The sequence below is a fragment of the Oceanicella actignis genome (assembly GCF_900111545.1).
Lineage (GTDB): Bacteria > Pseudomonadota > Alphaproteobacteria > Rhodobacterales > Rhodobacteraceae > Oceanicella > Oceanicella actignis.
This window is the reverse complement of the sequence record NZ_FOHL01000004.1, coordinates 268,589-294,313: the sequence shown is the minus strand read 5'-3', so window position 1 is coordinate 294,313 and position 25,725 is coordinate 268,589. Positions and strand designations below refer to the sequence as shown.

The 25,725-nt window shown below is 69.7% G+C and carries 23 protein-coding genes; 19 read left to right on the top strand and 4 right to left on the bottom strand.

Annotated features, from left to right (window positions below):
- The first annotated feature begins 505 nt into the window (after window positions 1–505).
- Together BMW67_RS09015 and BMW67_RS09010 are read left to right on the top strand one after the other, a co-directional pair.
- A complete protein-coding gene (locus BMW67_RS09015) occupies window positions 506–2,017 on the top strand; it encodes a YifB family Mg chelatase-like AAA ATPase (protein WP_072747221.1) in 1,512 nt (503 codons plus the stop codon).
- A 39-nt stretch (window positions 2,018–2,056) separates the two neighbouring features.
- Window positions 2,057–2,650 (top strand): hypothetical protein, encoded by a 594-nt coding sequence (locus BMW67_RS09010; protein ID WP_072747194.1) that lies wholly within the window; start codon window positions 2,057–2,059, stop codon window positions 2,648–2,650.
- Here the strand turns inward: BMW67_RS09010 and BMW67_RS09005 are convergent.
- Entirely contained in the window at window positions 2,617–3,531 is a 915-nt protein-coding gene (locus tag BMW67_RS09005) for a LysR family transcriptional regulator (RefSeq protein ID WP_072747193.1), read from the bottom strand. The two genes, BMW67_RS09010 and BMW67_RS09005, sit on opposite strands and share 34 nt — an antisense overlap.
- 164 nt (window positions 3,532–3,695) lie before the next feature.
- Here BMW67_RS09005 and BMW67_RS09000 point away from each other — a divergent pair, with 164 nt between their 5' ends.
- The 4 genes from BMW67_RS09000 (at window position 3,696) to mmsB (ending at window position 8,368) form a co-directional block, all read left to right on the top strand.
- The gene (locus BMW67_RS09000) at window positions 3,696–5,198 is read left to right on the top strand and encodes a CoA-acylating methylmalonate-semialdehyde dehydrogenase (protein WP_072747192.1); all 1,503 of its coding nucleotides are present in this window, start codon (window positions 3,696–3,698) and stop codon (window positions 5,196–5,198) included.
- A 77-nt stretch (window positions 5,199–5,275) separates the two neighbouring features.
- Complete coding sequence (locus BMW67_RS08995) at window positions 5,276–6,421, top strand: acyl-CoA dehydrogenase family protein (protein ID WP_072747191.1); 1,146 nt, start codon at window positions 5,276–5,278, stop codon at window positions 6,419–6,421.
- On the top strand, window positions 6,421–7,452 hold the full coding sequence (locus BMW67_RS08990) for an enoyl-CoA hydratase/isomerase family protein (RefSeq protein ID WP_072747190.1): 1,032 nt from the start codon (window positions 6,421–6,423) through the stop codon (window positions 7,450–7,452). The genes BMW67_RS08995 and BMW67_RS08990 overlap by 1 nt, the downstream gene beginning before the upstream one ends.
- A gap of 40 nt (window positions 7,453–7,492) precedes the next feature.
- A complete protein-coding gene (gene mmsB / locus BMW67_RS08985; RefSeq protein WP_072747189.1) occupies window positions 7,493–8,368 on the top strand; it encodes a 3-hydroxyisobutyrate dehydrogenase in 876 nt (291 codons plus the stop codon).
- Window positions 8,369–8,401: 33 nt separating this feature from the next.
- Here mmsB and BMW67_RS08980 read toward each other — a convergent pair whose 3' ends face one another.
- The 3 genes from BMW67_RS08980 to BMW67_RS16165 all read right to left on the bottom strand — a co-directional run bounded on the left by BMW67_RS08980 (window position 8,402) and on the right by BMW67_RS16165 (window position 12,174).
- Window positions 8,402–9,748: a glutamine synthetase family protein gene (locus BMW67_RS08980; protein WP_083581261.1), complete on the bottom strand. Its 1,347-nt coding sequence runs from the start codon at window positions 9,746–9,748 to the stop codon at window positions 8,402–8,404.
- Between the two features lie 198 nt (window positions 9,749–9,946).
- A complete protein-coding gene (locus BMW67_RS08975; protein WP_072747188.1) occupies window positions 9,947–10,318 on the bottom strand; it encodes a hypothetical protein in 372 nt (123 codons plus the stop codon).
- Window positions 10,315–12,174, bottom strand: coding sequence for an OmpA family protein (locus BMW67_RS16165; RefSeq protein WP_125459018.1), 1,860 nt, complete (start codon window positions 12,172–12,174; stop codon window positions 10,315–10,317). The genes BMW67_RS08975 and BMW67_RS16165 overlap by 4 nt, the downstream gene beginning before the upstream one ends.
- 152 nt (window positions 12,175–12,326) lie before the next feature.
- On the opposite strand from BMW67_RS16165, the gene BMW67_RS08965 reads away from it, so the two are divergent.
- The 13 genes from BMW67_RS08965 (at window position 12,327) to gyrB (ending at window position 25,607) form a co-directional block, all read left to right on the top strand.
- The gene (locus BMW67_RS08965; protein WP_072747186.1) at window positions 12,327–12,833 is read left to right on the top strand and encodes a flagellar basal body-associated FliL family protein; all 507 of its coding nucleotides are present in this window, start codon (window positions 12,327–12,329) and stop codon (window positions 12,831–12,833) included.
- A gap of 21 nt (window positions 12,834–12,854) precedes the next feature.
- Window positions 12,855–13,568, top strand: coding sequence for a hypothetical protein (locus BMW67_RS08960; protein ID WP_072747185.1), 714 nt, complete (start codon window positions 12,855–12,857; stop codon window positions 13,566–13,568).
- Window positions 13,565–14,128, top strand: coding sequence for a MotE family protein (locus BMW67_RS08955; RefSeq protein WP_072747184.1), 564 nt, complete (start codon window positions 13,565–13,567; stop codon window positions 14,126–14,128). The genes BMW67_RS08960 and BMW67_RS08955 overlap by 4 nt, the downstream gene beginning before the upstream one ends.
- Before the next feature lie 83 nt (window positions 14,129–14,211).
- Window positions 14,212–15,081, top strand: coding sequence for a flagellar motor stator protein MotA (gene motA / locus BMW67_RS08950; protein WP_072747183.1), 870 nt, complete (start codon window positions 14,212–14,214; stop codon window positions 15,079–15,081).
- Window positions 15,078–17,420 (top strand): hypothetical protein, encoded by a 2,343-nt coding sequence (locus tag BMW67_RS15460; protein ID WP_125459017.1) that lies wholly within the window; start codon window positions 15,078–15,080, stop codon window positions 17,418–17,420. Before motA ends, BMW67_RS15460 begins: the two co-directional genes overlap by 4 nt.
- Window positions 17,413–18,135, top strand: a complete 723-nt coding sequence (locus BMW67_RS08935) for a flagellar hook-basal body complex protein (RefSeq protein ID WP_072747180.1) — start codon at window positions 17,413–17,415, stop codon at window positions 18,133–18,135. Before BMW67_RS15460 ends, BMW67_RS08935 begins: the two co-directional genes overlap by 8 nt.
- 39 nt (window positions 18,136–18,174) lie before the next feature.
- Entirely contained in the window at window positions 18,175–18,960 is a 786-nt protein-coding gene (flgG, locus tag BMW67_RS08930) for a flagellar basal-body rod protein FlgG (RefSeq protein WP_072747179.1), read from the top strand.
- Window positions 18,960–19,412, top strand: a complete 453-nt coding sequence (gene flgA, locus BMW67_RS08925; protein ID WP_072747178.1) for a flagellar basal body P-ring formation chaperone FlgA — start codon at window positions 18,960–18,962, stop codon at window positions 19,410–19,412. Before flgG ends, flgA begins: the two co-directional genes overlap by 1 nt.
- The gene (gene flgH, locus BMW67_RS08920; RefSeq protein ID WP_072747177.1) at window positions 19,409–20,146 is read left to right on the top strand and encodes a flagellar basal body L-ring protein FlgH; all 738 of its coding nucleotides are present in this window, start codon (window positions 19,409–19,411) and stop codon (window positions 20,144–20,146) included. The genes flgA and flgH overlap by 4 nt, the downstream gene beginning before the upstream one ends.
- Before the next feature lie 13 nt (window positions 20,147–20,159).
- A complete protein-coding gene (locus BMW67_RS08915; RefSeq protein WP_072747176.1) occupies window positions 20,160–20,687 on the top strand; it encodes a flagellar basal body-associated FliL family protein in 528 nt (175 codons plus the stop codon).
- 117 nt (window positions 20,688–20,804) lie between these two features.
- A complete protein-coding gene (gene dnaN / locus BMW67_RS08910; protein WP_072747175.1) occupies window positions 20,805–21,923 on the top strand; it encodes a DNA polymerase III subunit beta in 1,119 nt (372 codons plus the stop codon).
- 40 nt (window positions 21,924–21,963) lie between these two features.
- Window positions 21,964–23,112: a DNA replication/repair protein RecF gene (recF, locus tag BMW67_RS08905; RefSeq protein WP_072747174.1), complete on the top strand. Its 1,149-nt coding sequence runs from the start codon at window positions 21,964–21,966 to the stop codon at window positions 23,110–23,112.
- A gap of 83 nt (window positions 23,113–23,195) precedes the next feature.
- A complete protein-coding gene (gene gyrB, locus BMW67_RS08900) occupies window positions 23,196–25,607 on the top strand; it encodes a DNA topoisomerase (ATP-hydrolyzing) subunit B (protein ID WP_072747173.1) in 2,412 nt (803 codons plus the stop codon).
- Window positions 25,608–25,725: the final 118 nt, after the last annotated feature.

Genomic DNA, 25,725 nt, shown 5'->3' with positions numbered 1-25,725 from the left:
GCCAGCGTTCGTTCTGAGCCAGGATCAAACTCTCAAGTTGAAACGTCGCTCAGCGACGTCCTTGACGTTCGAACCTCTGCACATCGTCACTCTCGACATGCTCAAGTCCCCTCACGGAAAACCCGAGCCGCCAAGCGTGAAGCTGACACCTCATCATCGAGCCAGCCAAAAGCCAGCCCTAGAGGCCGATATCCAGACGTCCGGTCGTCGAAACAACCCAGCCGTCCGCATATCCCTTCCAGTCTTAATGTCAAAGAGCCGAGCGACAGACGCCGAGTGCGTTCCCTTGCAAAAACGCGCCCCGAAATCCGTGCCGTCGCTGAACCAACCCCGAGGCGACGTCGCCGCCGCCCTCGCTGCCGGTGACGCGCTATCTAGGAGATTCGAAATCCCAACGCAACCCCATTCTCGCAAAAAATCGTGGCGGCGGCGCGCTTTCGGTTTACCTGGCGTTAACCAAGGCGCGGCGACGCTGCCAGCCAAGGAGGCCGGCATGACCCCCAGCATGACCCAAAGCTGCCACAGCGTCGCCTTCGTCGGCATCGAGGCCCGCCCCATCAGGGTCGAGTGCATGATGACCCCGGGCGTGCCCTCGTTCTCGGTCGTCGGGCTGCCCGACAAGGCGGTTGCGGAATCGCGCGAACGGGTCCGCGCGGCGCTTGCGTCGCTTGGCGTGTCGATCCCGCCCCGAAAGATCGTGGTCAACCTGTCGCCCGCAGACCTGCCCAAGAAGGGCGCCCATTACGACCTGCCGATCGCCATCTGCATCATGGCCGGCCTCGGAGTTCTGCCGCCGGACCCGGCGCTGCGCGTCACCGCCATCGGCGAGCTGGGGCTGGACGGCGCGATCCGGCCCGTCACCGGCGCGCTGCCCGCGGCGTTGGCCGCGGCCCAGGCCGACATGCCTCTGGTCTGCCCGGCCGAGAACGGTCCCGAAGCGGCACTGGTCGGGGCGGCCGAGATCCTCGCGCCCGCAAGCCTGCTGGCCCTGGTCAACCACTACAATGGCAAGCGCCCGCTTCCCAGACCCAGCCCGGCCGCGCCGGACAACGGCCCCGAGACGATCCGCGACCTGGCCGACGTGAAGGGGCAGGAGCGCGCGCGCAGGGCGCTGGAACTGGCCGCGGCGGGGGGCCACAATCTGCTTCTGATCGGCCCCCCGGGCGTGGGCAAGTCGATGCTTGCCGAGCGCCTGCCCGGCATTTTGCCGCCCCTGACGCCGGAGGAGGCGCTCGAAACGACCATGATCCGCTCGGTCGCCGGGCTGCTGGAGCGCGGCGCGCCGGTGCGGCGGCGCCCTTTTTGCGCGCCGCACCACTCGGCGTCGATGGCCGCGCTGGCGGGCGGCGGCCGCGATGCTGCGCCCGGCCAGGTGAGCCTGGCGCACAACGGCGTGCTGTTTCTGGACGAGTTGCCCGAATTCTCGCGCCCCGCGCTGGAAAGCTTGCGCCAGCCGCTCGAATCCGGCGTCGCGGCGATCGCGCGCGCCAATGCGCATGTCACCTATCCGGCCTCGGTGCAGCTTGTGGCTGCGATGAACCCTTGCCGCTGCGGCCAGCTGGCCGACCCCTCGCGCGCGTGCAATCGCGCGCCGAAATGCGGTCAGGACTATCGCAGACGGATCTCGGGGCCGCTGCTTGACCGCATCGACCTGCATGTCGAGACTCCGGCGCAGCCGGCCTCCGAGCTGGCGCGCCTTCCGCAAGGCGAGCCCAGCGCCGCGGTCGCCGCGCGGGTCGCGCGCGCGCGCGAAAGGCAGGCGGCGCGTTGGCGCGAGGCCGGGGTCGCGGCGCGCGTGAACGCGCGCGTGGACGGCGCCGTGATCGAGAAGACCGTGCGGCTCAGCGAGCAGGCCCGCGCGCTTCTGATCCGGGCCGCGGACAGGCTTGGGCTGTCGGCGCGGGGCTGGACGCGCGTGCTGCGCGTGGCGCTGACCGCGGCGGATCTGGACGGGGCCGAGCAGGTGGGCCGGGCCCATGTCGCCGAGGCGGTCAGCTACCGCATGCCGGCCGTTTGACCGGGCAAGCGGCCGCGCGCCGTCAGGGAAGAAGGCTGGATGCACACGCCGGCGCACATGATCTTCGCAGCGGCCGCGCTGGCCCGCCCGCCGCGGCGGGCCGATCCGGGCGGCGCGCTGCGGAACCTGGCCGCGCTGGTCGGCGGCTTTGCGCCGGACCTTTCGCTATACGTCATGGTGGCGTGGCAACGCTTCGCCGTCGGGCATGACTGGCGGCGGATCTTCGAGCATGACTACCGCGACGCGTTCTGGCAGGGGATCTTCGCAATCGACAACTCGATCCCGCTGTGGAGCGCCCTGCTCATCGCCGGCCTTGCGCTCGAACGTCGGGCGCTGGCCGTCTTCGCCGCGGCGGGCCTGCTGCACCTGGCGTTCGATCTGCCGCTCCACAACAGCGATGCGCGGCCGCATTTCTGGCCGGTCAGCGACTGGGTGTTCCACAGCCCCGTCAGCTACTGGGAGCCATCCCGCTTCGGCTGGCTCGTCGCCCCGATCGAGGTCGCGGCCTGCGCGGCGCTGAGCGCTCTGCTCTGGCGCCGCTTCCGCTCGGCGGGCGCGCGGGCGCTGATCCTGGCCGGCATGGCGGCGCAAGCCGCGCCCTATGTGGCCTTCGCGGCGCTGTCGGGCGGCTGAGCCTCGGCTTCGGCCAGTTTCTGGCGCATCGCGTCCGCGAAGGCGTGGGCGACGCGGCGGATGCGCGGAATCTCGGCCGTGTTCTGGTGCAGCACCAGCCAGTAGGCGCGCGTCAGGCAGGTCTGCTCGGGCAGGACGGGGACCAGCTCGGGGCGGCGGCGGGCCATGAAGTCGGGCAGGATGCACAGCCCGCCCCCGGCCAGCGTCAGCTCGAGCTGCACGAGAAGGCTGGTCGAGGTCAGCTGCGGCGACAGCCCGCCGCCGATCTCGGCCACATAGTCCAGCCCCTTGTCGAAGATCAGGTCCTGAACGTAGCCCACCCCGCGCATCCCGCGCAGGTCGTCAAGGCTGCGCGGCTCGCGCCCGGCCAGAAAGCTGCGCGCCGCATAAAGGCGCAGGTGATAGTCGGCGATCTTGCGAATCCGCAGCCGGCCGCTTTCGGGCGGCGTCACCACGACGGCGAAGTCGGCCTCGCGCTGGCTGAGCGAAAAGCTGCGCGGCAGGGCGACGATCTGCAGCTCGAGCTGCGGATGCGCATCGCACAGCAATGCCGCCGTCTCGGTCACAAGGTGCGACGCCGCGCCCTCGGGCATGCCGACCCGCACCGCGCCCGACAGCGCATGCTGGCGCCCGCCCACCGCCGCGGCGCCGGACATGGCCGCGCTTTCGATCGCCTCGGCCGCCGGCAGCAGGCGCTGCCCCGCCTCGGTCAGCGCATAGCCGCGCGGCGAGCGGTCGAACAGCTTGGCCTGCACCGCATCCTCGAGCGCGCCGATGCGCCTCGAGACCGTGGCATGGTCCACCCCCAGCGCGCGCGCCGCCTGGGTCAGGCGGCCGGTGCGCGCGACCTGAAGGAAGAAGCGCAGGTCATCCCAGTTCATGCTGCGCCTCCGCGCTCGTCCAGCCCGCGCCATTGTGCATGAATGCACAACCGAATGCGAAATCTTCGCATTGCATATGGGCATTTTTCATGGATGTTGCCCACAGGCGCAATGCGCATCGCGCGCCCGGCCCTCCGCCGGGCCGCCCCAAGGGAGGTGAACGCATGACCATCGAACTCACGCACTGGATCAACGGCAAGCATGTGAAGGGCACGTCGGGCCGCTTCGCCGACGTCTACAACCCCGCCACCGGCGAGGTCGAGAAGAAGTGCCCCCTGGCCTCGGTCGAGGAGCTGAACGCCGCCGTCGAGGGCGCGAAGGCCGCCCAGCCCGCCTGGGCCGCCACCAACCCCCAGCGCCGCGCGCGCGTGCTGATGGAGTTCGTGCGCCTTCTGCACCGCGACATGGACAAGCTGGCCGAGGCGCTGTCGCGCGAGCACGGCAAGACCCTGCCCGACGCCAAGGGCGACGTGATCCGCGGGCTCGAGGTCGCCGAGTTCTGCATCGGCGCGCCGCACCTGCTCAAGGGCGAATACACCGACGGCGCCGGCCCCGGCATCGACATGTATTCCATGCGCCAGCCGCTGGGCGTGGCCGCGGGCATCACCCCGTTCAACTTCCCGGCCATGATCCCGATGTGGAAGTTCTGCCCGGCCATCGCGGCGGGCAACGCCTTCATCCTCAAGCCGTCCGAGCGCGACCCCTCGGTGCCGCTGATGCTGGCCGAGCTGATGCAGGAGGCGGGCCTGCCCGACGGCATCCTGCAGGTCGTCAACGGCGACAAGGAGGCCGTGGACGCCATCCTCGATCACGAGGACATCGCCGCGGTCGGCTTCGTCGGCTCGACCCCGATCGCGCAATACGTCTATGCGCGCGGCTGCGCGGCGGGCAAGCGCGTGCAGTGCTTCGGCGGCGCCAAGAACCACATGGTCATCATGCCCGACGCCGACCTCGACCAGGCGGTGGACGCGCTGGTGGGCGCGGGCTACGGCGCGGCGGGCGAGCGCTGCATGGCCATCTCGGTCGCCGTCCCCGTGGGCAAGGAGACCGCCGACCGCCTGATCGAGAAGCTGGCGCCCCGCGTCGAGGCGCTGAAGATCGCGCCCTACACCGCCGGCGACGACGTCGATTTCGGCCCCGTCGTCACCGCCGAGGCCAAGCGCCGCATCCTGGGGCTGGTGGACAAGGGCGTCGAGCAGGGCGCCAAGCTGGTCGTCGACGGGCGCGGCTTCGTCATGCAGGGCTACGAGAACGGCTTCTTCGTCGGCGCCTGCCTGTTCGACAACGTCACGCCCGACATGGACATCTACAAGGAAGAGATCTTCGGCCCGGTCCTGTCCACCGTCCGCGTCAATTCCTATGAAGAGGCGCTCAACCTCGTCATGACCAACCAGTATGGCAACGGCACCGCCATCTTCACCCGCGACGGCGACGCCGCGCGCGACTACTGCGCCCGCGTCAACGTGGGCATGGTGGGCGTGAACGTGCCGATCCCGGTGCCGCTTGCCTACCACACCTTCGGCGGCTGGAAGAAGTCGGCCTTCGGCGACCTGAACCAGCACGGCCCGGACGCCTTCCGCTTCTACACGCGGACCAAGACGGTCACCTCGCGCTGGCCCTCGGGCATCAAGGACGGCGCCGAGTTCTCGATCCCGACCATGCGCTGAACGCGCGCGCCCGCGCCGCCGCCGCGCGGCGCGGGCGCCCTTCCTGCGGCACATCGGCGGAGAATGGGAGTTCGGACATGGATTTCGCCCTCAGCGACGAGCAACAGGCGATCTTCGACATGGCGCGCGAGTTCGGGGCCGAGCGCATCGCCCCGCACGCCGCCGAATGGGAGCGCCAGGGAACCATCCCGCGCGAGCTTCTGCGCGAGGCCGGCCGCCTTGGCTTCGGCGGCGTCTACGTCTCGGAGGATGTCGGGGGAACGGGCCTCGGCCGGCTGGACGCCACGCTGATCTTCGAGGCGCTGGCCATGGCGTGCCCCTCGGTGGCCTCGTTCATCTCGATCCACAACATGTGCGCGCGCATGATCGACGCCTACGCCTCGGACGAGATGCGCCGCAAGTGGCTGCCGGGGATCTGCGCGCTCGAGACCGTGGCCAGCTACTGCCTGACCGAGCCGGGCTCGGGCTCGGACGCCGCCGCGCTGCGCACCCGCGCCGAGCGCACCCCCGAGGGCTGGAAGCTGAACGGGACCAAGGCCTTCATCTCGGGCGGAGGCTACTCGGACGTCTACCTGGTCATGTCGCGCACCGGCGAAGAGGGGCCGCGCGGCATCTCGTGCATCCTGGTTCCCTCGGACGCGCCCGGCCTGAGCTTCGGCGCGCAGGAGCGCAAGATGGGCTGGAAGGCTCAGCCCACCGCGCAGGTGCAGATGGACGACTGCCTGGTTCCGGCCGAAAACCTGCTGGGCGAGGAGGGGAAGGGCTTCAAATACGCCATGGCCGGGCTGGACGGCGGGCGGCTGAACATCGCCGCTGCGGCCCTGGGCGGCGCGCAGGCCTGCCTTGACAAGGCCCTGGCCTACATGGGCGAGCGCAAGGCCTTCGGCCGCACGCTGGATCAGTTCCAGGCGCTGCAGTTCCGCCTTGCCGACATGGAGACCGAGCTTCAGGCCGCGCGCGTCTTCCTGCGCCAGGCGGCCTGGAAGCTGGACCAGGGCGCGCCCGACGCCACCAAGCATTGCGCCATGGCCAAGCGTTTCGTCACCGACGTCGCCTTCCGCGTCGCCAACGAGGCGCTGCAGCTGCATGGCGGCTACGGCTATCTCGAGGACTACGGCATCGAGAAGATCGTGCGCGACCTGCGCGTGCACCAGATTCTCGAGGGCACGAACGAAATCATGCGCGTGATCGTGGCGCGCGCGCTGCTGGCGGAGCGGGGCTGATGGCCGAGGTCGAGATCCGCGTTTCGGGCCGCGCCGGGCGCATCACGCTCAACCGCCCCAAGGCGCTGAACGCGCTGACGCACGAGATGGCGCTGGAGATCGAGCGCGCGCTGCGCGCCTGGCGCGAGGATCCGCGCGTGCAGCTGGTGGTCATCGACGGCGCGGGCGATCGCGCCTTCTGCGCGGGCGGCGACATCCAGCTGCTCTATGACCGCGGCCGGGCGGGCGACTTCGCCTATGGCCGGCGCTTCTGGGCCGACGAATACCGCCTCAACGCGCTGATCGGCGCCTATCCCAAGCCCTATGTGGCGCTGATGGACGGCATCGTGATGGGCGGGGGCGTGGGCGTCTCGGCCCATGGCTCGCACCGCGTGGTGACCGAGCGCACGCTGCTCGCCATGCCCGAATGCGGCATCGGGCTGGTGCCGGATGTGGGCGGCACCTTCATCCTGTCGCGCGCGCCCGGCCGGCTGGGCGAGCATCTGGGCCTGACGGGCGCGCGGGTCGGCGCGGGCGACGCCATCCTGACCGGGTTCGCCGACGTCTACATGCGCGCCGAGCGCCTGCCCGCGCTGATCGCCGAGCTCGAAGCCTCGGGCGATCCGGCCGCCATCGCCGCCATGGCCGAGCCCGCGCCCGAGGCGACCCTCGCGCCGCTGCGCCCGGCCATCGACCGCGCCTATGACGCGCCCGACGCGCTGGGAGTGGTGCGCGCGCTCGAAGCCAGCGACGAGGCCTGGGCGCAGGACGCGGCGCGCGCCATCCGGCGCAACTGCCCGCTGTCGGTCGCCTGCGCCCTGCGCCTGATCCGCGAGGCGCGCGCCCTGCCCGACCTCAAGGCGGCGCTGGCGCGCGAGTATCGCTTCTCGTGGCGCTGCACCGAAGAGGGCGAGTTCCTCGAGGGCATCCGCGCCGCCGTCATCGACAAGGACCGCTCGCCGCGCTGGCAGGTGGCGCGGCTCGAGGATCTGCCGCCCGAAAAGGTCGACGCCATGCTGGCGCCGCTGGGCGAGAACGAACTGACGCTCTGACCCCGGCCGGGGCGGGCGCGAACGCGAAGGGAGAGACGCCATGAAGAAGATCGGCTTCATCGGTCTTGGCAACATGGGCGCGCCGATGGCCGCGAACCTGGCCAAGGCGGGCTACGAGGTGACGGGCTTCGACCTGAACCCGGTCGAGGTCGAGGGCGTGGCGCGGGCCGCCTCGGCGGCCGAGGCGGCGCGGGACAAGGACGCCGTGATCACGATGCTGCCCAATGGCGAGATCCTGAAATCGGTCTACGCCCAGATCGTGCCCGCGGCGCGCCCCGGCGCCGTGCTGATCGACTGCTCGACCGTCGACGTGGACAGCGCCCGCGCGGCGCACCAGATGGCGCAGGAGGCGGGCCTTCTGTCGGTGGACGCGCCGGTCTCGGGCGGCGTCGGCGGCGCCGCGGCGGGCACGCTGACCTTCATGGCCGGCGGCTCGGAGCAGGCCTTCGCCGCCGCCCGGCCCCTGTTCGACGTGATGGGCGCCAAGGCGGTGCATTGCGGCCCGGCCGGAGCGGGCCAGGCGGCCAAGATCTGCAACAACATGATCCTGGGCATCTCGATGCTGGCGGTGTGCGAGGCCTTCGCCCTGGCCGACAAGCTGGGCCTCGACCGGCAGAAGATGTTCGACGTCGTGTCCACCTCGTCGGGCTCGTGCTGGTCGATCAACACCTATTGCCCGGCGCCCGGCGTGGGGCCCAAGTCGCCCGCCGACAACGACTACAAGCCCGGCTTCGCGGCCGAGCTGATGCTCAAGGACCTCAAGCTCAGCCAGCAGGCCGCCGAGGCCGCCGACGCCGCCACCCCCATGGGCCGCCGGGCGACCGAGCTTTACGAGCAGTTCGTCGCCGAGGGCGGCGCGGGCAAGGACTTCTCGGCCGTGCTGCTCAAGCTGGCCCAGAGCGGCCGCGACGGCTGATCGGGGCGCGCGTGGCCGCGCCGGGCCGCGCGCTCACATCGCTTCGAGATAGCGCTCGATCTCGACCGGGGTGACCTGCTCTTCGACCTTGGCCAGCTCGCGCTCGGCCTGGGTGATGAGCAGCTCCAGCATCTGCTCGCCCAGCGCCTCGCGCAGGAAGGTCGAGCCATGCGCAAGGCGCAGCGCCTCGGCGATGCTGGCGGGCAAGGGGTCATGGCGCGCCTCGGCATAGGCGTCGCCGGCCGAGGGCGGCTCGGGCTCCCACCCCATCTCGATCCCGCGCAGGCCGGCCTCGATCTCGGCGGCCATCAGCAGATAGGGGTTGGCGTCCGCGGCGCCGTCGCGCTTCTCGATCCGCACGGCGGCGTCCGCGCCCTCGATCACCCGCAGCCCGACGGTGCGGTTGTCGACCGCCCATGAGGCGTTGACCGGGCAATAGGTGTATGGCTTGCGCCGGCGATAGGCGTTCGGGGTGGTCGAGCCGACCAGGGACATCTGCGCCATGTGCCGCTGCAGCCCCGCCAGATAGGCGCGCCCGAGGGCGTTGAGCCGCCCGTCCTCGGCGAAGGCGTTGCGCCCGTCGCGCCAGAGCGAGTGATGCATGTGAAAGCCCGAGCCCGAATGCTCGATGAAGGGCTTGGCCATGAAGCTGGCGATCAGCCCATGTTGGCGCGCCAGCTGCTTGACCATGCCGCGCAGCAGCGCCGCGTGGTCGGCCGCGGCCAGCGCCGGCCCGTAGCGCAGATTGACCTCGACCTGGCCGGGGGCGAATTCGGGATTGGACTGCTCGATGGGCACGCCCATGGCCTCGAGATGACGGCGGATCGGCCCGAGCACCGGCTCCAGCTCGGCCGCCCGCGCGAGGCCGTAGCACTCCATGCGCTTCTCGCGCGGGCGGCGGGTGGCGGGGTCGAGCAGGTAGAACTCGAGCTCGGCGCCGATCTGCACCTCGAACCCCATCGCGCGCGCGCGCGCGACGGCGCGCAGAAGCGGCTGGCGCGGGTCGATGGGAACGGGATTGCCGAGGTGGTCCTGCGCCCGGCCCAGGGTCATCCACACGCCCTCTTCCCAGGGGATCGGACGCAACGGGCCGCGCGGGATCACGAACAGGTCGGGATAGCCGCTTTCGGGACCTGAATAGCTGTTGGGCGTCAGCTGGCTGGTCACATCCATCGAGAAGAAGGTGTTGTCGAGCGCGATGCCGCGCCGCGCCACCGAGGGCCAATGCGACGCCGACACGCGCTTGCCGCGCAGCACGCCGTTCAGATCCGCCACGCCAACCGCCACCGTGTGCGCGCCCTCGGGCAGCGTTTGCGGCGGCGGGGCGTCGGGGTCGGCGTTCAGCAGCGCTTCGGCAAGGCTCGTGGTCTGGCAGGTCATGAAAACCGCGTCCTGATCGTTTTGTGATCACAGCACGGTAATCGCGCCGAAAGGCGCCCGCAACCCCGCAACGGCGCGGCCGCGAACCTGCCCTCGGCGCGCGCCGGCGGCCCCGTCCGCCGCCCCGTCGGCCGCCCCTTGCGCGGCGCCCGTCGATGGGCGATCCGGGACGCCGCCCGGAAGGGGCGGATGCGGCGCTCAGTCCTGCGCGTCGCGCGCCGCGTCGCCGCCCGCCCCTGCGCGCAGCGCGGCGATCTGACGGCGCAGGTCGCCAACGGTGTCCATGATGGCGGCAAGTTCGGCCTCGCGCTCGGCCAGCTGCGCCTTCAGGCGCGACTCGCTCTGCGCGCGCTCGGCCGTCATGCGCTCTACCGTCTCGCGCAAGGCCTGGCGGGCCTGGTCGCGTTCCAGCTTGGTCGCGTGCAGCAGCTCGGCCATCTCGGAATGCAGGTCGGGGTCATGGGCATGCGCATGCGCCGCCCGCCGCCAGAGCCAGTGAAGCGCCCATCCGATCGCCGCCGCGGCCAGAAGCGCCGCGAAAAGAGCCGCCGTCAGCTCCGCCCTGGTCATCGCCCGTCCTCCTGTCCGCCGCCCGGCGCCCAAGGCGCAAAGGCGATCCGCCTGTTGCGCGCGCGCCCTTCCTCGGTGTCGTTCGGCGCGACGGGCGCCGACTCGCCATATCCGCGCGCGCGCATCACCGTCAACGACACGCCGCGCGCCTGCATGGCCGCCAGCACGGCCTCGGCGCGCGCGCGCGACAGAGCCAGGTTCGTCTCCTCGCGGCCTTGCGAGTCGGTGTGCCCCTGGATCTCGACCACGCCGCCCCGGCATCGCCGGAAAGTCGCCGCCAGCGCATCGAGCGTCGCCTCGGCGCCCGGCGCGAACGCGGCCGATCCCGGAGCGAAATTCAGCGGCGTTGCGGCGACGATCGCCGAAAGCGCCTCGGCGCAGCGCGCGGGGCCAAGCGGCAGCTCGGCGGCGGCGGCGGGCAGGTCGATCGTCACCCGCGAAAGCACCTGCAGGCCGTCGGCAGGAGCCTCGGCCAGCGCCCGCTTCATCGCGACCAGCGCTTCGGCGCTGCGCGCGCGCCCAGCGAGGCTGATCGATGCGCCGTCATAGCGCGCCACGCCCTCGTCCAGCGCAAGCAGCGCCGACAGGGCCGCCAAAGCCGCCCGCCGCCAGGCCGGATCGACCGCCGCGGCGCCCGACGCCCGCAGGCCGTCCGACACCGGATGCCCGCCGGCCAGCGAGCGCGCCAGCGAAACCACCGCGCCGCGCGTGGCCTCGTCCGGGGCCGTTCCGGCCAGCGCCAGCGCCCCGCCCCGCGACAGCCGGGCCGCGAAAACGGGCGGCGCCGGCGGTTGCTCGACCGCGCCCGGCCCGCTCAGCGCAAGGGAGAAGGCGCCGTCCAGCGCGGCCGAGAGCCCCCTGCCGGCGCGCGCGAAGGCGTCGGCGTCCGTGGGCGGCAGGGCCTCGAGCGCCGCGCGCGAATCCTCCAGCGCAAAGCGCCCCGCCGGCAGCGTCGCCAGCGCCGAGATCCCGGCAAGGGCGGCGTCGGCCCAGCGCTCGCTCGGCGCGCCAAGGGCGGGCTCGCACCGCGCGCCGTCAAAGCCCTCGGGGGAAGAGGCGCGCAAGGCGGCCTCGATGCGCCGCGCGTCGTCGCGATCGGCGGCATGACACTGCTCGAGCGTCCAGCCCTGAGCCGTCCGCAGCAAGGCGAAGGAAAACGGCGCGCGCCGCGGCGGCGGGGCGGAGATGCTCAGATCGAGCTGAACCCCTTCGGGACGCGCCGCCTCGAGCGCCCGCTCGGCCTCGGCCGCCGCCTTGGCCGACGGCGCGGCGGCGCGCACGGCGACGCGGCCGGGCGCGATCTCGACAGTGGCGTCCTCGAGCAGCGCGAGGGCGCGCGCCGCCAGGCGCTCGGCGGCCAACCAACCGTCCGGCGCAGGCGCCGCCTCGGGCAGGGAAACGTCGCTGATGCGCAGGTCCTGCCCCGCCTCGCGCAGCGCGTCGCCCAACGCGCCCGCTGCGGGCGCCGGGGCCGCGCCGCTGATCGTGACCTCGCGCCCGCGGCGCGTCAGCACCAGCCGCGCGGCGCGCGCCGGCGCGGCAACCCTGGGGGGCTCGGCCCTGGGCCGGGCGCCGGCGTGGGGCGCCTCGATCTCGCTGCGCAAGCGGGTGAACCCGCCGATCCGCGCCAAGGCCTCGAGAACCTCCATCGCCGCGCGCTCATCGGGCGCGCGCCCGCTTGCCCGGACCAGCGCGCCGTCGACCTGCGCGCGGACCCATGGATGATCGGCCAAGGCCTCGGACACCTGCGCGCGCGTGCGCTCCTCGATCCAGCCGGACAGCCCCCACGCGCCGGCCCCGGCCGCCAGAACGGCCGCGCCGATCGCCGCGGCAAGCCCCGCTCGCGCCCGCTCCATGCCCATCCGCCAACCCCTTTCGATCGCCTCGGCCTCGCACGCATACCCCCCGGCGCGCGCCGCCCGCAAGGCCGGCGGCGACGATCTTAACCTTCGATTAGCCGTGCGGGCCTACAACCGGAGGCGAAGGGATTCTCCGCAAGAGGACGGCAATGGCCAGCGCCGCGCAGATCGAAGTCGAAACCGAAGAGGGCGCCAAGCCCAAGGGCGGCGGCAAGGGGCTCCTGTTCGGCCTCGTCGCCATGCTGGTCCTGGGCGGGGCGGGGTTCTACGCCACCTGGTCGGGCATGGTCGCCCTGCCGATTGGCGGCGCGGCCAAGCACGAGGCCGCCGCGCGCCCCAAGCCGAAGGATCTTCCCCCGGTCGCCTTCGTTCCCATCGACGAGATCGTCATCTCGCTCGGCCCCCGCGCCAAGGCGCGGCACCTGGTCTTCGCCGCCCAGCTCGAGGTCGAACCCGGCTATGACGACGAGGTGAAGCTCCTCATGCCGCGGATCCTCGACGTTCTGAACACCTATCTGCGCGCGGTCGAGGAGCGCGACCTGGAAGAGCCCAGCGCCCTGCCCAAGCTCCGCGCCCAGATGTTGCGGCGCATCGCGATGGTGACCGGCGAAGGCCGCGTGCGCGACCTTCTGATCACGCGGTTCCTGTTGAAATGACCATCTTCCACGGAGGCTAGAATGGCCCTCATTGCCGATGGACTGCTGATCGCGGCGACTCTCGTCGCGGTGATCTACTGCCATGTTCTGGCGGGCAGGCTGCGCAAGCTTCGCGACCTCGACAACGGGCTGGGCGCCGCCGTGGCCGCTCTGGCGCGCCAGAGCGAAGAGATGCGCCGCACGCTCGAGGCGGCGAAGCTCGCCTCGGGCGATTCGGTCAAGCAGCTGGCCGAGCGCACCGCCCGCGCGGAAATCGCCGCGGGCCGCCTGGAGCTTCTTCTCGCGACGCTGCACGAGCGCGAGCGGACCCAGCCTCAACCGGCCGCGCGCCCGCGCCCTGCGCGCGCCAGGCCGGCCAAAGAGGCGCCGGCCGAAGCCGCCGCCCCCGAGGTCGCCCCCCGCGAGGTCGCCCGCGCCGAAACCGCCGCCGCAGAGCCCGAACCGTCGGCCGATCCGCGCGAGGGGTCCAGGGTCGAGGCGCCCGCGGCCTCGCCCGGACACGCGCAAGCTTCGGCTGAACGGACCGCAGAGCCCGCCGAAGAGCCCACCGTCGTCTTCCCCGAGCCGCCCGCGGCGGCGAAGCCCGCCGCCGACCGGGCCGGGCCGGCCGCGCCAGGCCGCGCGCCGCTCGAGCGATCCCGCCCCGGCAAGACGGCGCTCGCATCGCGGGAAGAGGTCATCGCCGCCCTTCAGCGCGAGATCGAAAAGGCGCTCGCCGCGGAGGGCCGGCGATGAACCGTCCGGGCGCGCTCACGATCGTCGGGCTGTGCTTCGCGGCCTCGGCCGGCCTGCGCCTGGCGGACCCGGACGGCGCCATCGCCAAGGAGGCGGCGCACCTGGCCTCCGAGCACGGAGCGCCGCAGACCAAGGCCGCCGCCGAAGACTGTCCCGACCCCGGCGGCCTGCTGGCGGCGCTGCGCGAGCGCCAGGCGCAGCTCGACGCGCGCGAGGGCGCACTGGCCGACCGGGAGAAGCTGCTCGAAGCGGCGCGCGCCGAACTTGATGAACAGCTCGCCCGCGTCAAGGCGGCCGAGGCGAGCCTGGCCGAAACCCTGGCGCTGGCCGACAAGGCCGCCGAGAAGGATATCGCCCGCCTGGTCTCCGTTTACGAGGCGATGAAGCCCAAGAACGCGGCGCGCGTGCTCGAATCGATGGAGGTGACGTTCGCCGCGGGCCTCGTCGCCCGCATGAACAAGAACGCCGCCGCCGCGATCATGGCTGCGATGTCGCCCGAAAAAGCCTATGCGATCAGCGTCATCGTCGCCGGACGAAACGCGAACGTCCCGACCGAGTGACCTTCGGACCTTCTTAACCGGTGCGCGGGCACATTGACGGAGGCCTGCGGGGATTCGCAGCCGCCTGAGAACGAGAGGTTCGCATGATCGGCATCGTCGGCATCGTCATCACCCTTGTCATGGTGTTCGGCGGCTATGTGGCCGCCGGAGGCAAGCTCGGAATCATCCTGCACGCCCTGCCCTTCGAGTTGTCGATGATCGGAGGCGCCGCCATCGGCTCCTTCGTGCTCGCCAACGACATGAGCACCGTCAAGCACACGCTCTCCGACGTCGGAAAGGTCTTCAAGGGCCCGAAGTGGAAGCCGCAGGACTATCAGGATCTGCTCTGTCTGCTTTTCGAACTGATCCGCATCGGGCGCGCCAACCCGATGGACCTGGAGCCGCACATCGAATCGCCGCAGGAATCCGCAATCTTCTCGAAATATCCGCGCATCCAGTCGGACGCCGCCGCGGTCGACCTGATCTGCGATACGCTCCGCGCCGGCACCATGAACTATGACGACCCTCATCAGGTCGAAGAGGTTCTTGAGAAGCAGCTCGAGCAGAAGCTGCACCACTCGCTGCACTCCAGCCACGCGCTTCAGAACATGGCCGACGGCCTGCCCGCCCTCGGCATCGTGGCCGCGGTTCTGGGCGTCATCAAGACCATGGCCGCGATCGACCAACCGCCGGCCGTCCTCGGCAAGATGATCGGCGGCGCGCTCGTCGGAACCTTTCTCGGCGTGTTCCTCGCCTATGGCCTGGTCGGCCCCTTCGCCGCCAAGGTCAAGGCGGTCGTCGAAGCCGATCATCAGTTCTACGCTCTTATCCGCGAAGTGTTGGTCGCAAACCTGCACAACCACGCGCCCGACATCTGCGTAGAGGTCGGTCGTCAGAACACCCCGCGCGAGCTTCGCCCCAGCTTCGGCGACCTGAACGAAGCGCTGCGCGGCGCGAAGGCGGCCCCGGCATGATGCGCTCGTTCGCCGCGCTCCTCTTCGTCGCCGCCGCCTTCGCGGCGAAGGCGGCGGAGCAATCCCCGGAAAAGGCGCGCGTTCGCGCGGGCGAACACCCCGGATTCAGCCGCATCGCGATCGATCTGAGTCCAGTAGGCGTGTGGAAGATCGATCGCGGCGACCGGACCGTGACGATCAACTTCCCACAGCGACAGCTCGAGTTCGATCTGACCGAGATCACGCCGCAGAGAAAGGCGTCGCGCGTCCTCTTTGCGACAACGCGCCAGACCGAAACGGCAACGGAGCTCAGCCTCGGCCTCGCCTGCGACTGCGTCCTGGATGCCTATCTGTTCGGGGCGAACATGCTCGTCCTGGACATCCGCGATAAGACGGCCGGGCCACGCCCCGAGCACGCCCGACCGAACGGCGGGACGCAAGAGGAAGCGCCGCACGCGGTCGAAGCCAAGCCTCAGGAAAGCGAAAAGCGGGCGCCACGCGCCGGCGCCGCGCATTCCGGCTTTCCCGAGGCGACGGCCGAATCGATCAAGAAAGCCCAGGCACGCCTGCTCGAACAACTTACTCGCGCGGCTGAACAAGGCCTTGTCGCATTCAAGGCCCCGCCCGCCGATTCGCGGGCGCCCGGCGAGGAAAAGATCATCAAGCGCCAAGTCCCCACGGATCATTCGACGCGTCATGATGCCAAGGCGCGAAACGCCGCTGCCCATCCCCCGGAAACGAACCTGCACTCCAACGTTCCGTCGCCAAAACTCAGCTCGATTGGCAGCGCCGTCTCTACGCATGTGGATCCCTCCGACCCCAAGCCTCAGATCGCCGTCCGTTCAGTCTTGGATGGCCTGTCGGAACCAAAGACGCCACCGCGGACGCCCCGCAAGGACTGTCCGCCGAGCGCTTGGTTCGACGGAGAGAAATGGCTGCCGGAAGGAAACTGGCACGAAGAAATATCGGAGCTTCGGCAATCCCTCTACGGGGAGTTTGACAACCCCAGACATGAAATCGCGTCTCGCTTGGCCAAAGCATACATAGCCGCCGGCATGGGAGAAGAAGCTCACACGCTTATTGCTTCGCTGCATTCTCGGACGCCCGAACTCTCCACCCTGTATGAGCTGGCTTCCGTCGTTCGCGGACAACCCGTCGATCCGAATGGTGAATTGCGCGCGTCCGCGCGCTGTAGCGATGCGAGCATGCTTTGGCGCGCAGCTGCTGGACTGCTCGATCTCACCACGATGTCCAATAATGACTTCGAACGGCTGAGATCTCTTCTGGCTGAAATGCCGGGCGCCGTGCGCGGTCTGCTCGCACCCGGAATCATCCAGCGCCTTATTGCGACAAATCATCTTAAGGAAGCCAATGCGCTGCTTCTGGTGACTGAGCGGTCCCCCAGCGCCCAAAGCGAACTCTTGAAGCTCGCGCGGGCGGAATACCACCTCGCCGAAGGAAACGCTGCGGAGGCCGAGAAAATACTTCGAAAACTCGCCAAAAGTCGAGGCCCTGAAGCTTTCAGAGCCATGATTCGACTGGGCGAGAGCATCGCGGCAAGACGTGGCGTCCCGCCCGAAGACTTTGTCTTCGAAGCCACCCTGGCTGCGTTTCTGACACGCGGCACGGAACTGGGCGCGCAGCTGAAGGTCACCGAGGCTGTCGCAAAGGCGGGGATCAATGGGTTCTCGGAAGCCATTCAGATCCTCGCGCGCCAATCGAGAGATGCCAGTTCAGATATCGCGACGATTCAAAAGGCTGCGCGCTATATCTTCACAACCACTCAACCCGAGGAAGTCGGAGAAGCAGCCTATGCGGCGGCCGTTGCGGAGCATGTCGATCTGGTCGGCGGCGATCCGGGCGCTGACCAAGCGCGGATAGACATCGCGACAAAGCTGCTTGAGATCGCTCTTCCGAACCTCGCGCTGAAGGTGGTTGCGCCGCCCCTAGAACGAGGGGTCACGGATGCACGCATCGTTGCTGCCGCCGCGCTCGCAGAATTGGGCGAGACCGAACGAGCACTGATTCTGCTCTCAGGGCTCCGCGGCGACAAGGCGCTCAAAACCCGAGAAAAAGTTCTGGAACGGGCGGGCGACTACGCCGCGGCGCTCGCCGTGTCGCAGCTGCGAGGCGAGGACGATGCTCAAAGGCGGGGACTGCTGGCTTGGCGTGCAGGCGCCTGGCGCGAAGCCGCCAAGCTCCTTCCCGACCCGGTGCTGGCGGATCTTGCGAAGGCCCGCGCGCAAGAAACCAGCACAGCAAATCTTCCGCCTGAACCATCTCTTAAGCATTCCCGGGCTACCCTCGAGCACGCGAAGAATTCACGGGAAATGGTCGAGAAGGCCCTGTCAGATGGATAATTCCGTTTACGTCTCCGTCACGAGGCTCAGGTCTCTGACCAACCTCATCGACATCACGGCATCGAACATCGCGAACATGGCGAGCACGGGCTTCAAGAAGGAAGGCGCGCTTTTCTCAGAGTTCGTGAAGAAAGCCGACGTCGAGGGGGGCTCGATCTCCATGGCCGACGCCCGGGTTCGAACCACAGACCTTTCCCAAGGCGAGCTTTCGCTCACCGGCGGAGTTTACGACCTGGCCATCGTCGGAGATGGCTTCTTCAGAATCATGACGCCGAGCGGCGAGGCCCTCACCCGCGCCGGCGCATTCTCTCGAAACGCGGATGGAGAGCTGGTCACCGCCGATGGGCACCGCGTTCTGGATGAAGGCGGCGCTCCGATTTTCGTGTCGCCGGAAGCACGCTCCATAAGCGTCGCTCCCAACGGCACGATCTCGGCCGACGGAGCGCCTGTCGCCGTGATCGGCGTGGTTCGACCAACGGATCCAACAAAGCTCGAGAGGCTCCATGGATCGCTCTTCGTCTCAGACTCCGGGACGGAACCCGCGGGCGATTTCTCGATCCACCAAGGCTACATCGAAAAATCCAACGTCCAGCCCGTCCTGGAAATGGCCAACATGGTCAAAATCCAGAGAGCTTACGAGCTCGGCCAGTCGCTGATGGACGCCGAGGACGAACGCATCAGATCCGCCGTTCGAACTCTCGGCGCCCAAAGCTGAGCCACACCGACGATACCGCTGCTTCAGAAGGAGTAACGCATGCGCGCCCTCAGCATCGCCGCGACCGGCATGGAAGCCCAACAGCTCCGCGTCGAGGTCATCTCGAACAACCTGGCCAACATGAACACGACGGCCTACAGCGCGCGTCGAGCCGAATTCGCCGACCTTCACTATCAACAGGCGCAACGCCCGGGAACGGTCACGGCGGATGACGGGACCGTTCTCCCCACCGGCGTTCAGATCGGGCTCGGAGTGCGCGCCACCGCGATTACGCGGGATGTGGGCCAAGGCGCACTGAAGCAGACGGGAGGCGATCTCGACATCGCGATCGAGGGGGCCGGGTATCTGGAGGTGACGCTTCCATCCGGGCAAACGGCCTACACGCGGGACGGAGCCCTCAAGAGGACCGGCGAGGGATTGATCGTCACGTCCGATGGCTTTGCGATTTCGCCCGAGATCACCATCCCCGCCGACGCACGGGCCATCACGATCAATGCCGACGGCGAAGTCTACGCCTACTTCAACGGCCAGGTCGACGCCCAGCTGATCGGCGCCTTCACGCTGGCCACCTTCGCGAACCAGAAAGGCCTGGAGGCCATCGGCAGCAATCTGTTCCTGGAAACCGAGGCGTCCGGCGCGCCCGCCATCGGCCAGCCCGGCACCGACGGAAGAGGCGTTCTTCGCCAAGGCTTTCTCGAAGAGAGCACCGTCGACGCGGTGCGCGAGATCACCGAGCTGATCGAGGCGCAGCGGGGATACGAGCTCAACGCCAAGGTCATCACCGCCGCCGATCAGATGCTTGCGGCCACGTCTCAGGTGCGGTGATGCGGAAGCTTCTCTTCATGGCGATGCTTCTCTTGGTCGGGGCAACGGACCCCGGCGTCGCCGCGCAGACGGACCCGGAGAGCGTCGTCATCGCAACGCGGACGATCCGGAGCCGATCCATCATCGGCCCCGAGGATGTCGCCCTGGCGACGAACCGGGCCGCGCCTCCCGGCGCGGTCACGGACGTCGAGGCCGTCGTCGGGAAAGAGGCGCGGACCTCGATCTATGCCGGCAGACCCATCATGCGCGGGCATGTTCAGGATCCGGCGATCGTCGAGCGCAACGAGCTGGTTCGTCTCATCTTTCGCAAGGGTGCGCTTTTCATCGCCGCCGACGGCCGCGCGTTGGAGCGGGGCGGCCTTGGGCAGCGGGTCACCGTCATGAACCTCGATTCGCGCGCGACCGTCGTCGGGCGCGTGAGCGGACCGGGCGAAGTGGAGGTCAGCCGATGATCGCGCGCCTTGTCTTGACGGCGCTTCTTGTTGCGGCCGCCGGCTGCTCGCGGCTCGAGAACGTGGGCAAGGCCCCGGCTTTCACGCCGCCGGGCGAGGCCGAAAACCCCGTCCCGCCGATCGCGCCGCGCCGCGTCGCCTTGGCGACGCCTCCGCCAAGCCCGTCGCCCGAACCCTATTCGGCGGCGTCGCTGTGGCGGTCAGGCCCCTCGTCGCTGTTTGGCGACAGGCGGGCGAAATCGCTTGGCGACATCGTCACCGTCGTGATCGAGATCGACGACAAGGCCGAGCTGAAGAACACGACGAAGCGCTCGCGCAGCGGGTCGGAGGACATGGCGGTCTCGGCCCTTCTCGGGGCGCCCGCGCTCATTGAAAACGCCTTCGGAGTCAGCACCGACCCGGCGGCGTCGCTAAGCTCGTCCTCCTCGTCGGAAGGCGATGGGTCCGTCCGCCGCAACGAGAAGATCACCTTGCGCGTGGCCGCGACCGTCGTCGACGTTCTTCCCAACGGCCACCTCGTGATCGCGGGGAACCAGGAAATCCGGGTCAACTACGAACTGCGCGACCTGCAGATCGCCGGCGTCATCCGCCCGGAGGACATCTCGCGCAGGAACGAGATCTCGCACGACAAGATCGCCGAGGCGCGAATCTCCTACGGCGGGCGCGGTCAGATCACCGACGTTCAGCAGCCGCGCTACGGCCAGCAGATCGCCGACATCCTGCTGCCATTCTGAGAGGGAGCCACGCATGAAGAAGCTTCTGCCCATCCTGCTGGCGGTCATCGGCCTGGTGGGCGGAGCCGTCGCCGGCGCGATGCTCCGCCCACCGCCAGCCGAGGATCACGCCAAGGCCGAAGCGCATGGCGGCGCCGACCCAGCGCACGCAGAGGGCGCGGCGCATGACGAACACGCGGCCCCGGACGAAGAGGAGGAACAGCACGACCCTGAGAAGACGTATGAGTTTGCCAAGCTGGACAAGCAATTCATCGTCCCGATCGTCCGCAACGAAGAAATCGCCGCCTTGGCGATACTGTCCCTGACGCTCGAGATGGAACCGGGGACCTCGGGCGCCGTTTCCGAGCGCGAGCCAAAGCTGCGCGACGAGCTGCTCCAGGCGCTTTTTCTGCATGCGCAGTCGGGCGGCTTCGACGGCGACTTCACCAGTCCGCAGGTCATGAAGGATTTGCGGGGCGCCTTGAAGAAGGCCGCGCGCAAGGTGATGGGACCGGCGGTGCACGACGTTCTGCTCACCGAGTTCGTGCGCCAGGATCTTTGAGCCGGCGTTCAGGCGTGCGAAACCCGTTGCGCCGCTCGCGCAAGCCCTTAATGTGTCCGGTCCCCGGCGACGTGTCTTCTCGCCGCGGCCGGGGCGGCGGCATCAGGTGGACAAACGATGAAGATCAGCATCGAGCGGGCGACTCTTCTCAAGGCCATGAGCCGGGCGCAGGGCGTCGTCGAACGCAGAACGACCATTCCGATCCTGTCCAACGTGCTGATCGAAGCTTCGGGCGACGGCGCCTCGATTCGCGCCACCGACCTCGACGTCGAGGTCGTCGACCGCGTTCCCGCAATGGTCGAGCAGGCGGGGGCGACCACGGTCGGCGCGCATACGCTGCATGAAATCGTGCGCAAGCTGCCCGACGGGGCGATGGTGTCGCTGCACCACGACGCCGCGAGCGAAAGGCTGCACATTGTCGCCGGCCGTTCGCATTTCTCGCTCGCCACGCTGCCGCGCGAGGATTTTCCCGTCATGGCCTCGAGCGAGTATGACGTGACCTTCGCGGCCCCCGCCCCGATGCTGCGCCGGCTGTTCGACAAGGCCAAGTTCGCGATCTCGACCGAAGAGACGCGATATTATCTCAACGGCGTCTACATGCATGTCGCCGACGGCCCCGAAGGTCGCAGCCTGCGCTGCGTGGCCACGGACGGCCATCGCCTGGCGCGCGTCGACGCGCCCGTCCCGGCCGGCGCCGAGGCGGCTCCGGGGGTGATCGTGCCGCGCAAGACGGTGGGCGAGCTCAAGAAGCTGCTCGAGGATGACGAGGCCGAGATCACCGTCAGCATCTCGGAGACCAAGATCCGCTTCGCCACCCCGGAGCTTGCCCTCACGTCGAAGGTGATCGACGGCTCGTTCCCCGACTACACGCGGGTCATCCCGCTGCACAACAGCCGCCGGCTCGAGGTGGACGCCGCCGATTTCGCGGCGGCCGTCGACCGCGTGGCGACGGTGTCGTCGGAACGCTCGCGCGCGGTCAAGCTCAAGCTCGATCAGGACAGGCTGGTGCTGTCGGTCAACGCGCCCGACACCGGCGCCGCCGAGGAGGAGCTTGTCGTCGCCTATGACGCCGAGCCCCTTGAAATCGGCTTCAACGCGAAATATCTGCTTGAAATCGCAGGACAAATCGAACGCGAGAACGCGGTTTTCATGTTCAACTCGCCGGGCGAGCCGGCCCTTGTGCGCGAAGGCGATGACGAAAGCGCCGTTTACGTCGTGATGCCGATGCGGGTGTGATGCGCGTCGATGGCCGGCCGGCGGCGCGGAGCGGCCGGACATGACGCGGATCCTGGAACTCGAGCTGTCGCATTTCCGCTCGCACAAGCGCACGCGGCTCTCGCTCGACGGCCGGCCGGTCGCGCTGGCGGGGCCGAACGGCGCGGGCAAGACGAACCTGCTCGAGGCCGTCTCGCTGCTGTCGCCGGGCCGGGGCCTTCGGCGCGCCGCGCCCGAGGATCTGCCCCGCCGCCCCGAGTCCATCGGCTGGAAGATCTCGGCGCTGCTCGATACGCCCGAGGGGCCGCGCCAGGTCGAAACCTTTGCGCCCGCGGGCGGCGGCGCGCGCAGCGTCAGGATCGACGGCAAGGCCGCGCCGCAAACCCAGCTTGGCGCGTTGGCGCCGATGCTGTGGCTGACGCCCTCGATGGACGGGTTGTGGACCGGCGCGGCATCGGAACGGCGGCGCTTCGTCGATCGTGCGGCGCTGGGCTTCGATCCGGCCCATGCCGAGCGGTCGCTGACCTATGAGAAGGCGATGCGCGAGCGCAACCGCCTGCTGCGCGACCAGCTGCGCGACGCGGCGTGGTTCGATGCGCTCGAAAGCCGGATGGCCCTGTCCGGCGCCGCCATCGCCCGCGCGCGGGTCGAGACCGTGGCGCGGCTGAACGGCGCGCAGCCCGAGGGCGGCCCCTTCCCCACCGCCGCGCTCGCGCTCGAGGGCGCGTGCGAGAGGCGTTTCACAGCCCTGCGCGACGCCGACGGCCTGGCGCCCGACGAGGCCGAGCGCGAAACCGCCGCGGCGCTGCGCACGGCGCTGGCGCGCGGCCGGGCGCGCGATCTGGCCGCCGGGCGCACGCTCGACGGCCCGCATCGCAGCGACCTGACCGCCGTTTTCGCGGCCAAGGGCGTCGAGGCCAGGCTATGCTCGACGGGCGAGCAGAAGGCGCTGCTGATCTCGGTCACGCTGGCCAACGCCCGCGCCGTCGCGCGCCAGCGCGCCACCCCGCCGCTGTTGCTGCTGGACGAGGTCGCCGCGCATCTGGACGAAGGCCGCCGCGCCGCGCTGTTCGACGCGCTGACCGAGCTGGGCGCCCAGGCCTGGATGACGGGCGCCGATCGCGCGCTGTTCGCGGGCCTCGGCGCCCGCGCCCAGCTGTTCGAGACCGTCGAGCGCGACGGCGTCGCGACGGTCTCGCCCGCCGCCTGATCCGCGCCGCGGCGCAAGGCAATCGCCCCGTGACACCCCCGCGCGCAGGGGCTAAATTCCGCGCGACCAGGAAGGACCCACTCATGTCTGAAAACGAGCGCAAATCCGATTACGGCGCGGACTCGATCAAGGTGCTCAAGGGCCTTGAAGCCGTCCGCAAACGCCCCGGCATGTATATCGGCGACACGGATGACGGCTCGGGCCTACATCACATGGTGTATGAGGTCGTCGACAACGGCATCGACGAGGCCCTGGCGGGCCATTGCGACACCGTGTCCGTGACGCTGCACGCCGACGGCTCGGTATCGGTGCGCGACAACGGCCGCGGCATCCCGGTGGACATCCACCCCGAGGAAGGCATCTCGGCGGCCGAGGTCATCATGACCCAGCTGCACGCGGGCGGAAAGTTCGACAGCAACTCCTACAAGGTCTCGGGCGGCCTGCACGGCGTGGGCGTGTCGGTGGTCAACGCCTTGTCCGAATGGCTCGAGCTGCGGATCTGGCGCGACGGGAAAGAGCATTTCGCCCGCTTCGAACATGGCGAAACGGTCGAGCCGCTGCGCGTGGTCGGCCCCGCCAACGGCCAGCGCGGCACCGAGGTGCGCTTTCTGGCCTCGACCGAGACCTTCTCGAACCGCGATTACGACTTCAAGACCCTCGAGCATCGCCTGCGCGAGCTGGCCTTCCTGAACTCGGGCGTGCGCATCACCCTGCGCGACGAGCGCCACCCCGAGCCGGTCGAGGTCGAGATGTTCTACGAGGGCGGCGTGGAAGAGTTCGTGCGCTACCTCGACCGCTCGAAGAACCCGCTGATCCCGCGCCCCATCGTCATCCGCGGCGAGCGCGACGGCATCGGCGTCGAGATCGCCATGTGGTGGAACGACGGCTATCACGAGAACGTGCTGCCCTTCACCAACAACATTCCCCAGCGCGACGGCGGCACGCATCTGGCGGGCTTTCGCGCCGCGCTGACGCGCACCATCAACCAGTATGCGGCCGGCTCGGGCCTGGCCCGGCGCGAGAAGGTTTCGCTGAGCGGCGACGACGCGCGCGAGGGGCTGACCTGCGTGCTGTCGGTCAAGGTGCCCGATCCCAAGTTCAGCTCGCAGACCAAGGACAAGCTGGTCAGTTCCGAAGTGCGCCCCGCCGTCGAGGGGCTGGTGGCCGAGAAGCTGGCCGAGTGGTTCGAGGAAAACCCGCAGGAGGCGCGCGCCGTCGTCGGCAAGATCATCGAGGCCGCCCTGGCGCGCGAGGCGGCGCGCAAGGCGCGCGAGCTGACGCGCCGCAAGACGGCGATGGACGTGGCCAACCTGCCCGGCAAGCTGGCCGACTGTCAGGAGAAGGACCCCGCCAAGTCCGAGCTTTTCCTCGTCGAGGGCGATTCGGCGGGCGGATCGGCCAAGCAGGGGCGCTCGCGCGCCAATCAGGCGGTGCTGCCGCTGCGCGGCAAGATCCTGAACGTCGAGCGCGCGCGCTTCGACAAGATGCTGTCGAGCCAGGAGATCGGCACCCTCATCACCGCGCTGGGCACGGGCATCGGACGGGACGAGTTCGACATCTCGAAGCTGCGCTATCACAAGATCATCGTGATGACGGACGCCGACGTGGACGGCGCCCATATCCGCACGCTGCTGCTGACCTTCTTCTACCGGCAGATGCCCGAGCTGATCGAGCGCGGCCACCTGTTCATCGCCCAGCCGCCGCTCTACAAGGTTTCGCGCGGCAAGTCCGAAGTGTATCTGAAGGACCAGCGCGCGCTCGAGGATTACCTGATCGAACAGGGGCTTGAGGGCGCGGCGCTGGTGCTTGCGGACGGCGCGCAGATCGCGGGCGCCGATCTGCGCCGCGTCACCGACGAGGCTCGCGCCGCCCGCGCCGCGCTGGCCGCCTTCCCCACCCGCTACCCGCGCTTCGTGCTCGAACAGGCCGCCGTCATCGGCGCGCTGGCTCCCGACTCGGCCGAGGCGCTGCCCGAAATGGCCGCCCGCCTGGCCCAGCGCCTGGACCTCGTCAGCCCGGAAACCGAACGCGGCTGGCAGGGCGAGGCGACCGAGGATGGCGGCATCCGCCTGTCGCGCACGGTGCGCGGCGTCACCGAGACGCGCGCCCTCGACGCTCCGGCGCTGCGCTCGGCCGAGGCGCGGCGCCTTGCCGCCCTGACCCCGGCGCTGCGCGAGATCTACGGCGCGCCGGCGGAGCTGGTCCGCAAGGACAAGCGCGTGGCGGTGCGCGGTCCATCCGAGCTGCTGGATCACGTCATGGCCGAGGGCGAACGGGGCCTTTCGCTTCAGCGTTACAAGGGCTTGGGCGAGATGAACCCCGAGCAGCTGTGGGAAACCACCCTCGACCCCGAGGCGCGCACCCTGCTGCAGGTGCGCATCGACCACATGGACGAGGCGGACGAGATCTTCACCAAGCTGATGGGAGACGTGGTCGAACCGCGCCGGCAGTTCATCCAGGAGAACGCCCTGGCGGTCGAGAACCTCGACGTCTAAGCAACGGGCCCCCGGCGCGCTTGCGCCGCGGGGACCGCACTTGGGCAAAAGGCTATCCGGGCGCGGATCGGCGCGGCGGCGGCGGGCCCGCGCTTGCCCGCCGCCGCCGCGCACGGCA

Coding starts and splice junctions, on each gene's coding strand:
- BMW67_RS09015 (WP_072747221.1), top strand. CDS start 506: ATGACCCAAAGCTGCCACAGCGTCGCCTTCGTCGGCATCGAGGCCCGC.
- BMW67_RS08980 (WP_083581261.1), bottom strand. CDS start 9,748: ATGACCTGCCAGACCACGAGCCTTGCCGAAGCGCTGCTGAACGCCGAC.
- BMW67_RS08915 (WP_072747176.1), top strand. CDS start 20,160: ATGAAGAAGCTTCTGCCCATCCTGCTGGCGGTCATCGGCCTGGTGGGC.
- mmsB (WP_072747189.1), top strand. CDS start 7,493: ATGAAGAAGATCGGCTTCATCGGTCTTGGCAACATGGGCGCGCCGATG.
- BMW67_RS16165 (WP_125459018.1), bottom strand. CDS start 12,174: ATGGAGCGGGCGCGAGCGGGGCTTGCCGCGGCGATCGGCGCGGCCGTT.
- gyrB (WP_072747173.1), top strand. CDS start 23,196: ATGTCTGAAAACGAGCGCAAATCCGATTACGGCGCGGACTCGATCAAG.
- BMW67_RS09000 (WP_072747192.1), top strand. CDS start 3,696: ATGACCATCGAACTCACGCACTGGATCAACGGCAAGCATGTGAAGGGC.
- BMW67_RS15460 (WP_125459017.1), top strand. CDS start 15,078: ATGATGCGCTCGTTCGCCGCGCTCCTCTTCGTCGCCGCCGCCTTCGCG.
- BMW67_RS09010 (WP_072747194.1), top strand. CDS start 2,057: ATGCACACGCCGGCGCACATGATCTTCGCAGCGGCCGCGCTGGCCCGC.
- BMW67_RS08935 (WP_072747180.1), top strand. CDS start 17,413: ATGGATAATTCCGTTTACGTCTCCGTCACGAGGCTCAGGTCTCTGACC.
- flgG (WP_072747179.1), top strand. CDS start 18,175: ATGCGCGCCCTCAGCATCGCCGCGACCGGCATGGAAGCCCAACAGCTC.
- flgH (WP_072747177.1), top strand. CDS start 19,409: ATGATCGCGCGCCTTGTCTTGACGGCGCTTCTTGTTGCGGCCGCCGGC.
- BMW67_RS08965 (WP_072747186.1), top strand. CDS start 12,327: ATGGCCAGCGCCGCGCAGATCGAAGTCGAAACCGAAGAGGGCGCCAAG.
- dnaN (WP_072747175.1), top strand. CDS start 20,805: ATGAAGATCAGCATCGAGCGGGCGACTCTTCTCAAGGCCATGAGCCGG.
- BMW67_RS08975 (WP_072747188.1), bottom strand. CDS start 10,318: ATGACCAGGGCGGAGCTGACGGCGGCTCTTTTCGCGGCGCTTCTGGCC.
- flgA (WP_072747178.1), top strand. CDS start 18,960: ATGCGGAAGCTTCTCTTCATGGCGATGCTTCTCTTGGTCGGGGCAACG.
- BMW67_RS08990 (WP_072747190.1), top strand. CDS start 6,421: ATGGCCGAGGTCGAGATCCGCGTTTCGGGCCGCGCCGGGCGCATCACG.
- BMW67_RS08960 (WP_072747185.1), top strand. CDS start 12,855: ATGGCCCTCATTGCCGATGGACTGCTGATCGCGGCGACTCTCGTCGCG.
- motA (WP_072747183.1), top strand. CDS start 14,212: ATGATCGGCATCGTCGGCATCGTCATCACCCTTGTCATGGTGTTCGGC.
- BMW67_RS09005 (WP_072747193.1), bottom strand. CDS start 3,531: ATGAACTGGGATGACCTGCGCTTCTTCCTTCAGGTCGCGCGCACCGGC.
- BMW67_RS08955 (WP_072747184.1), top strand. CDS start 13,565: ATGAACCGTCCGGGCGCGCTCACGATCGTCGGGCTGTGCTTCGCGGCC.
- BMW67_RS08995 (WP_072747191.1), top strand. CDS start 5,276: ATGGATTTCGCCCTCAGCGACGAGCAACAGGCGATCTTCGACATGGCG.
- recF (WP_072747174.1), top strand. CDS start 21,964: ATGACGCGGATCCTGGAACTCGAGCTGTCGCATTTCCGCTCGCACAAG.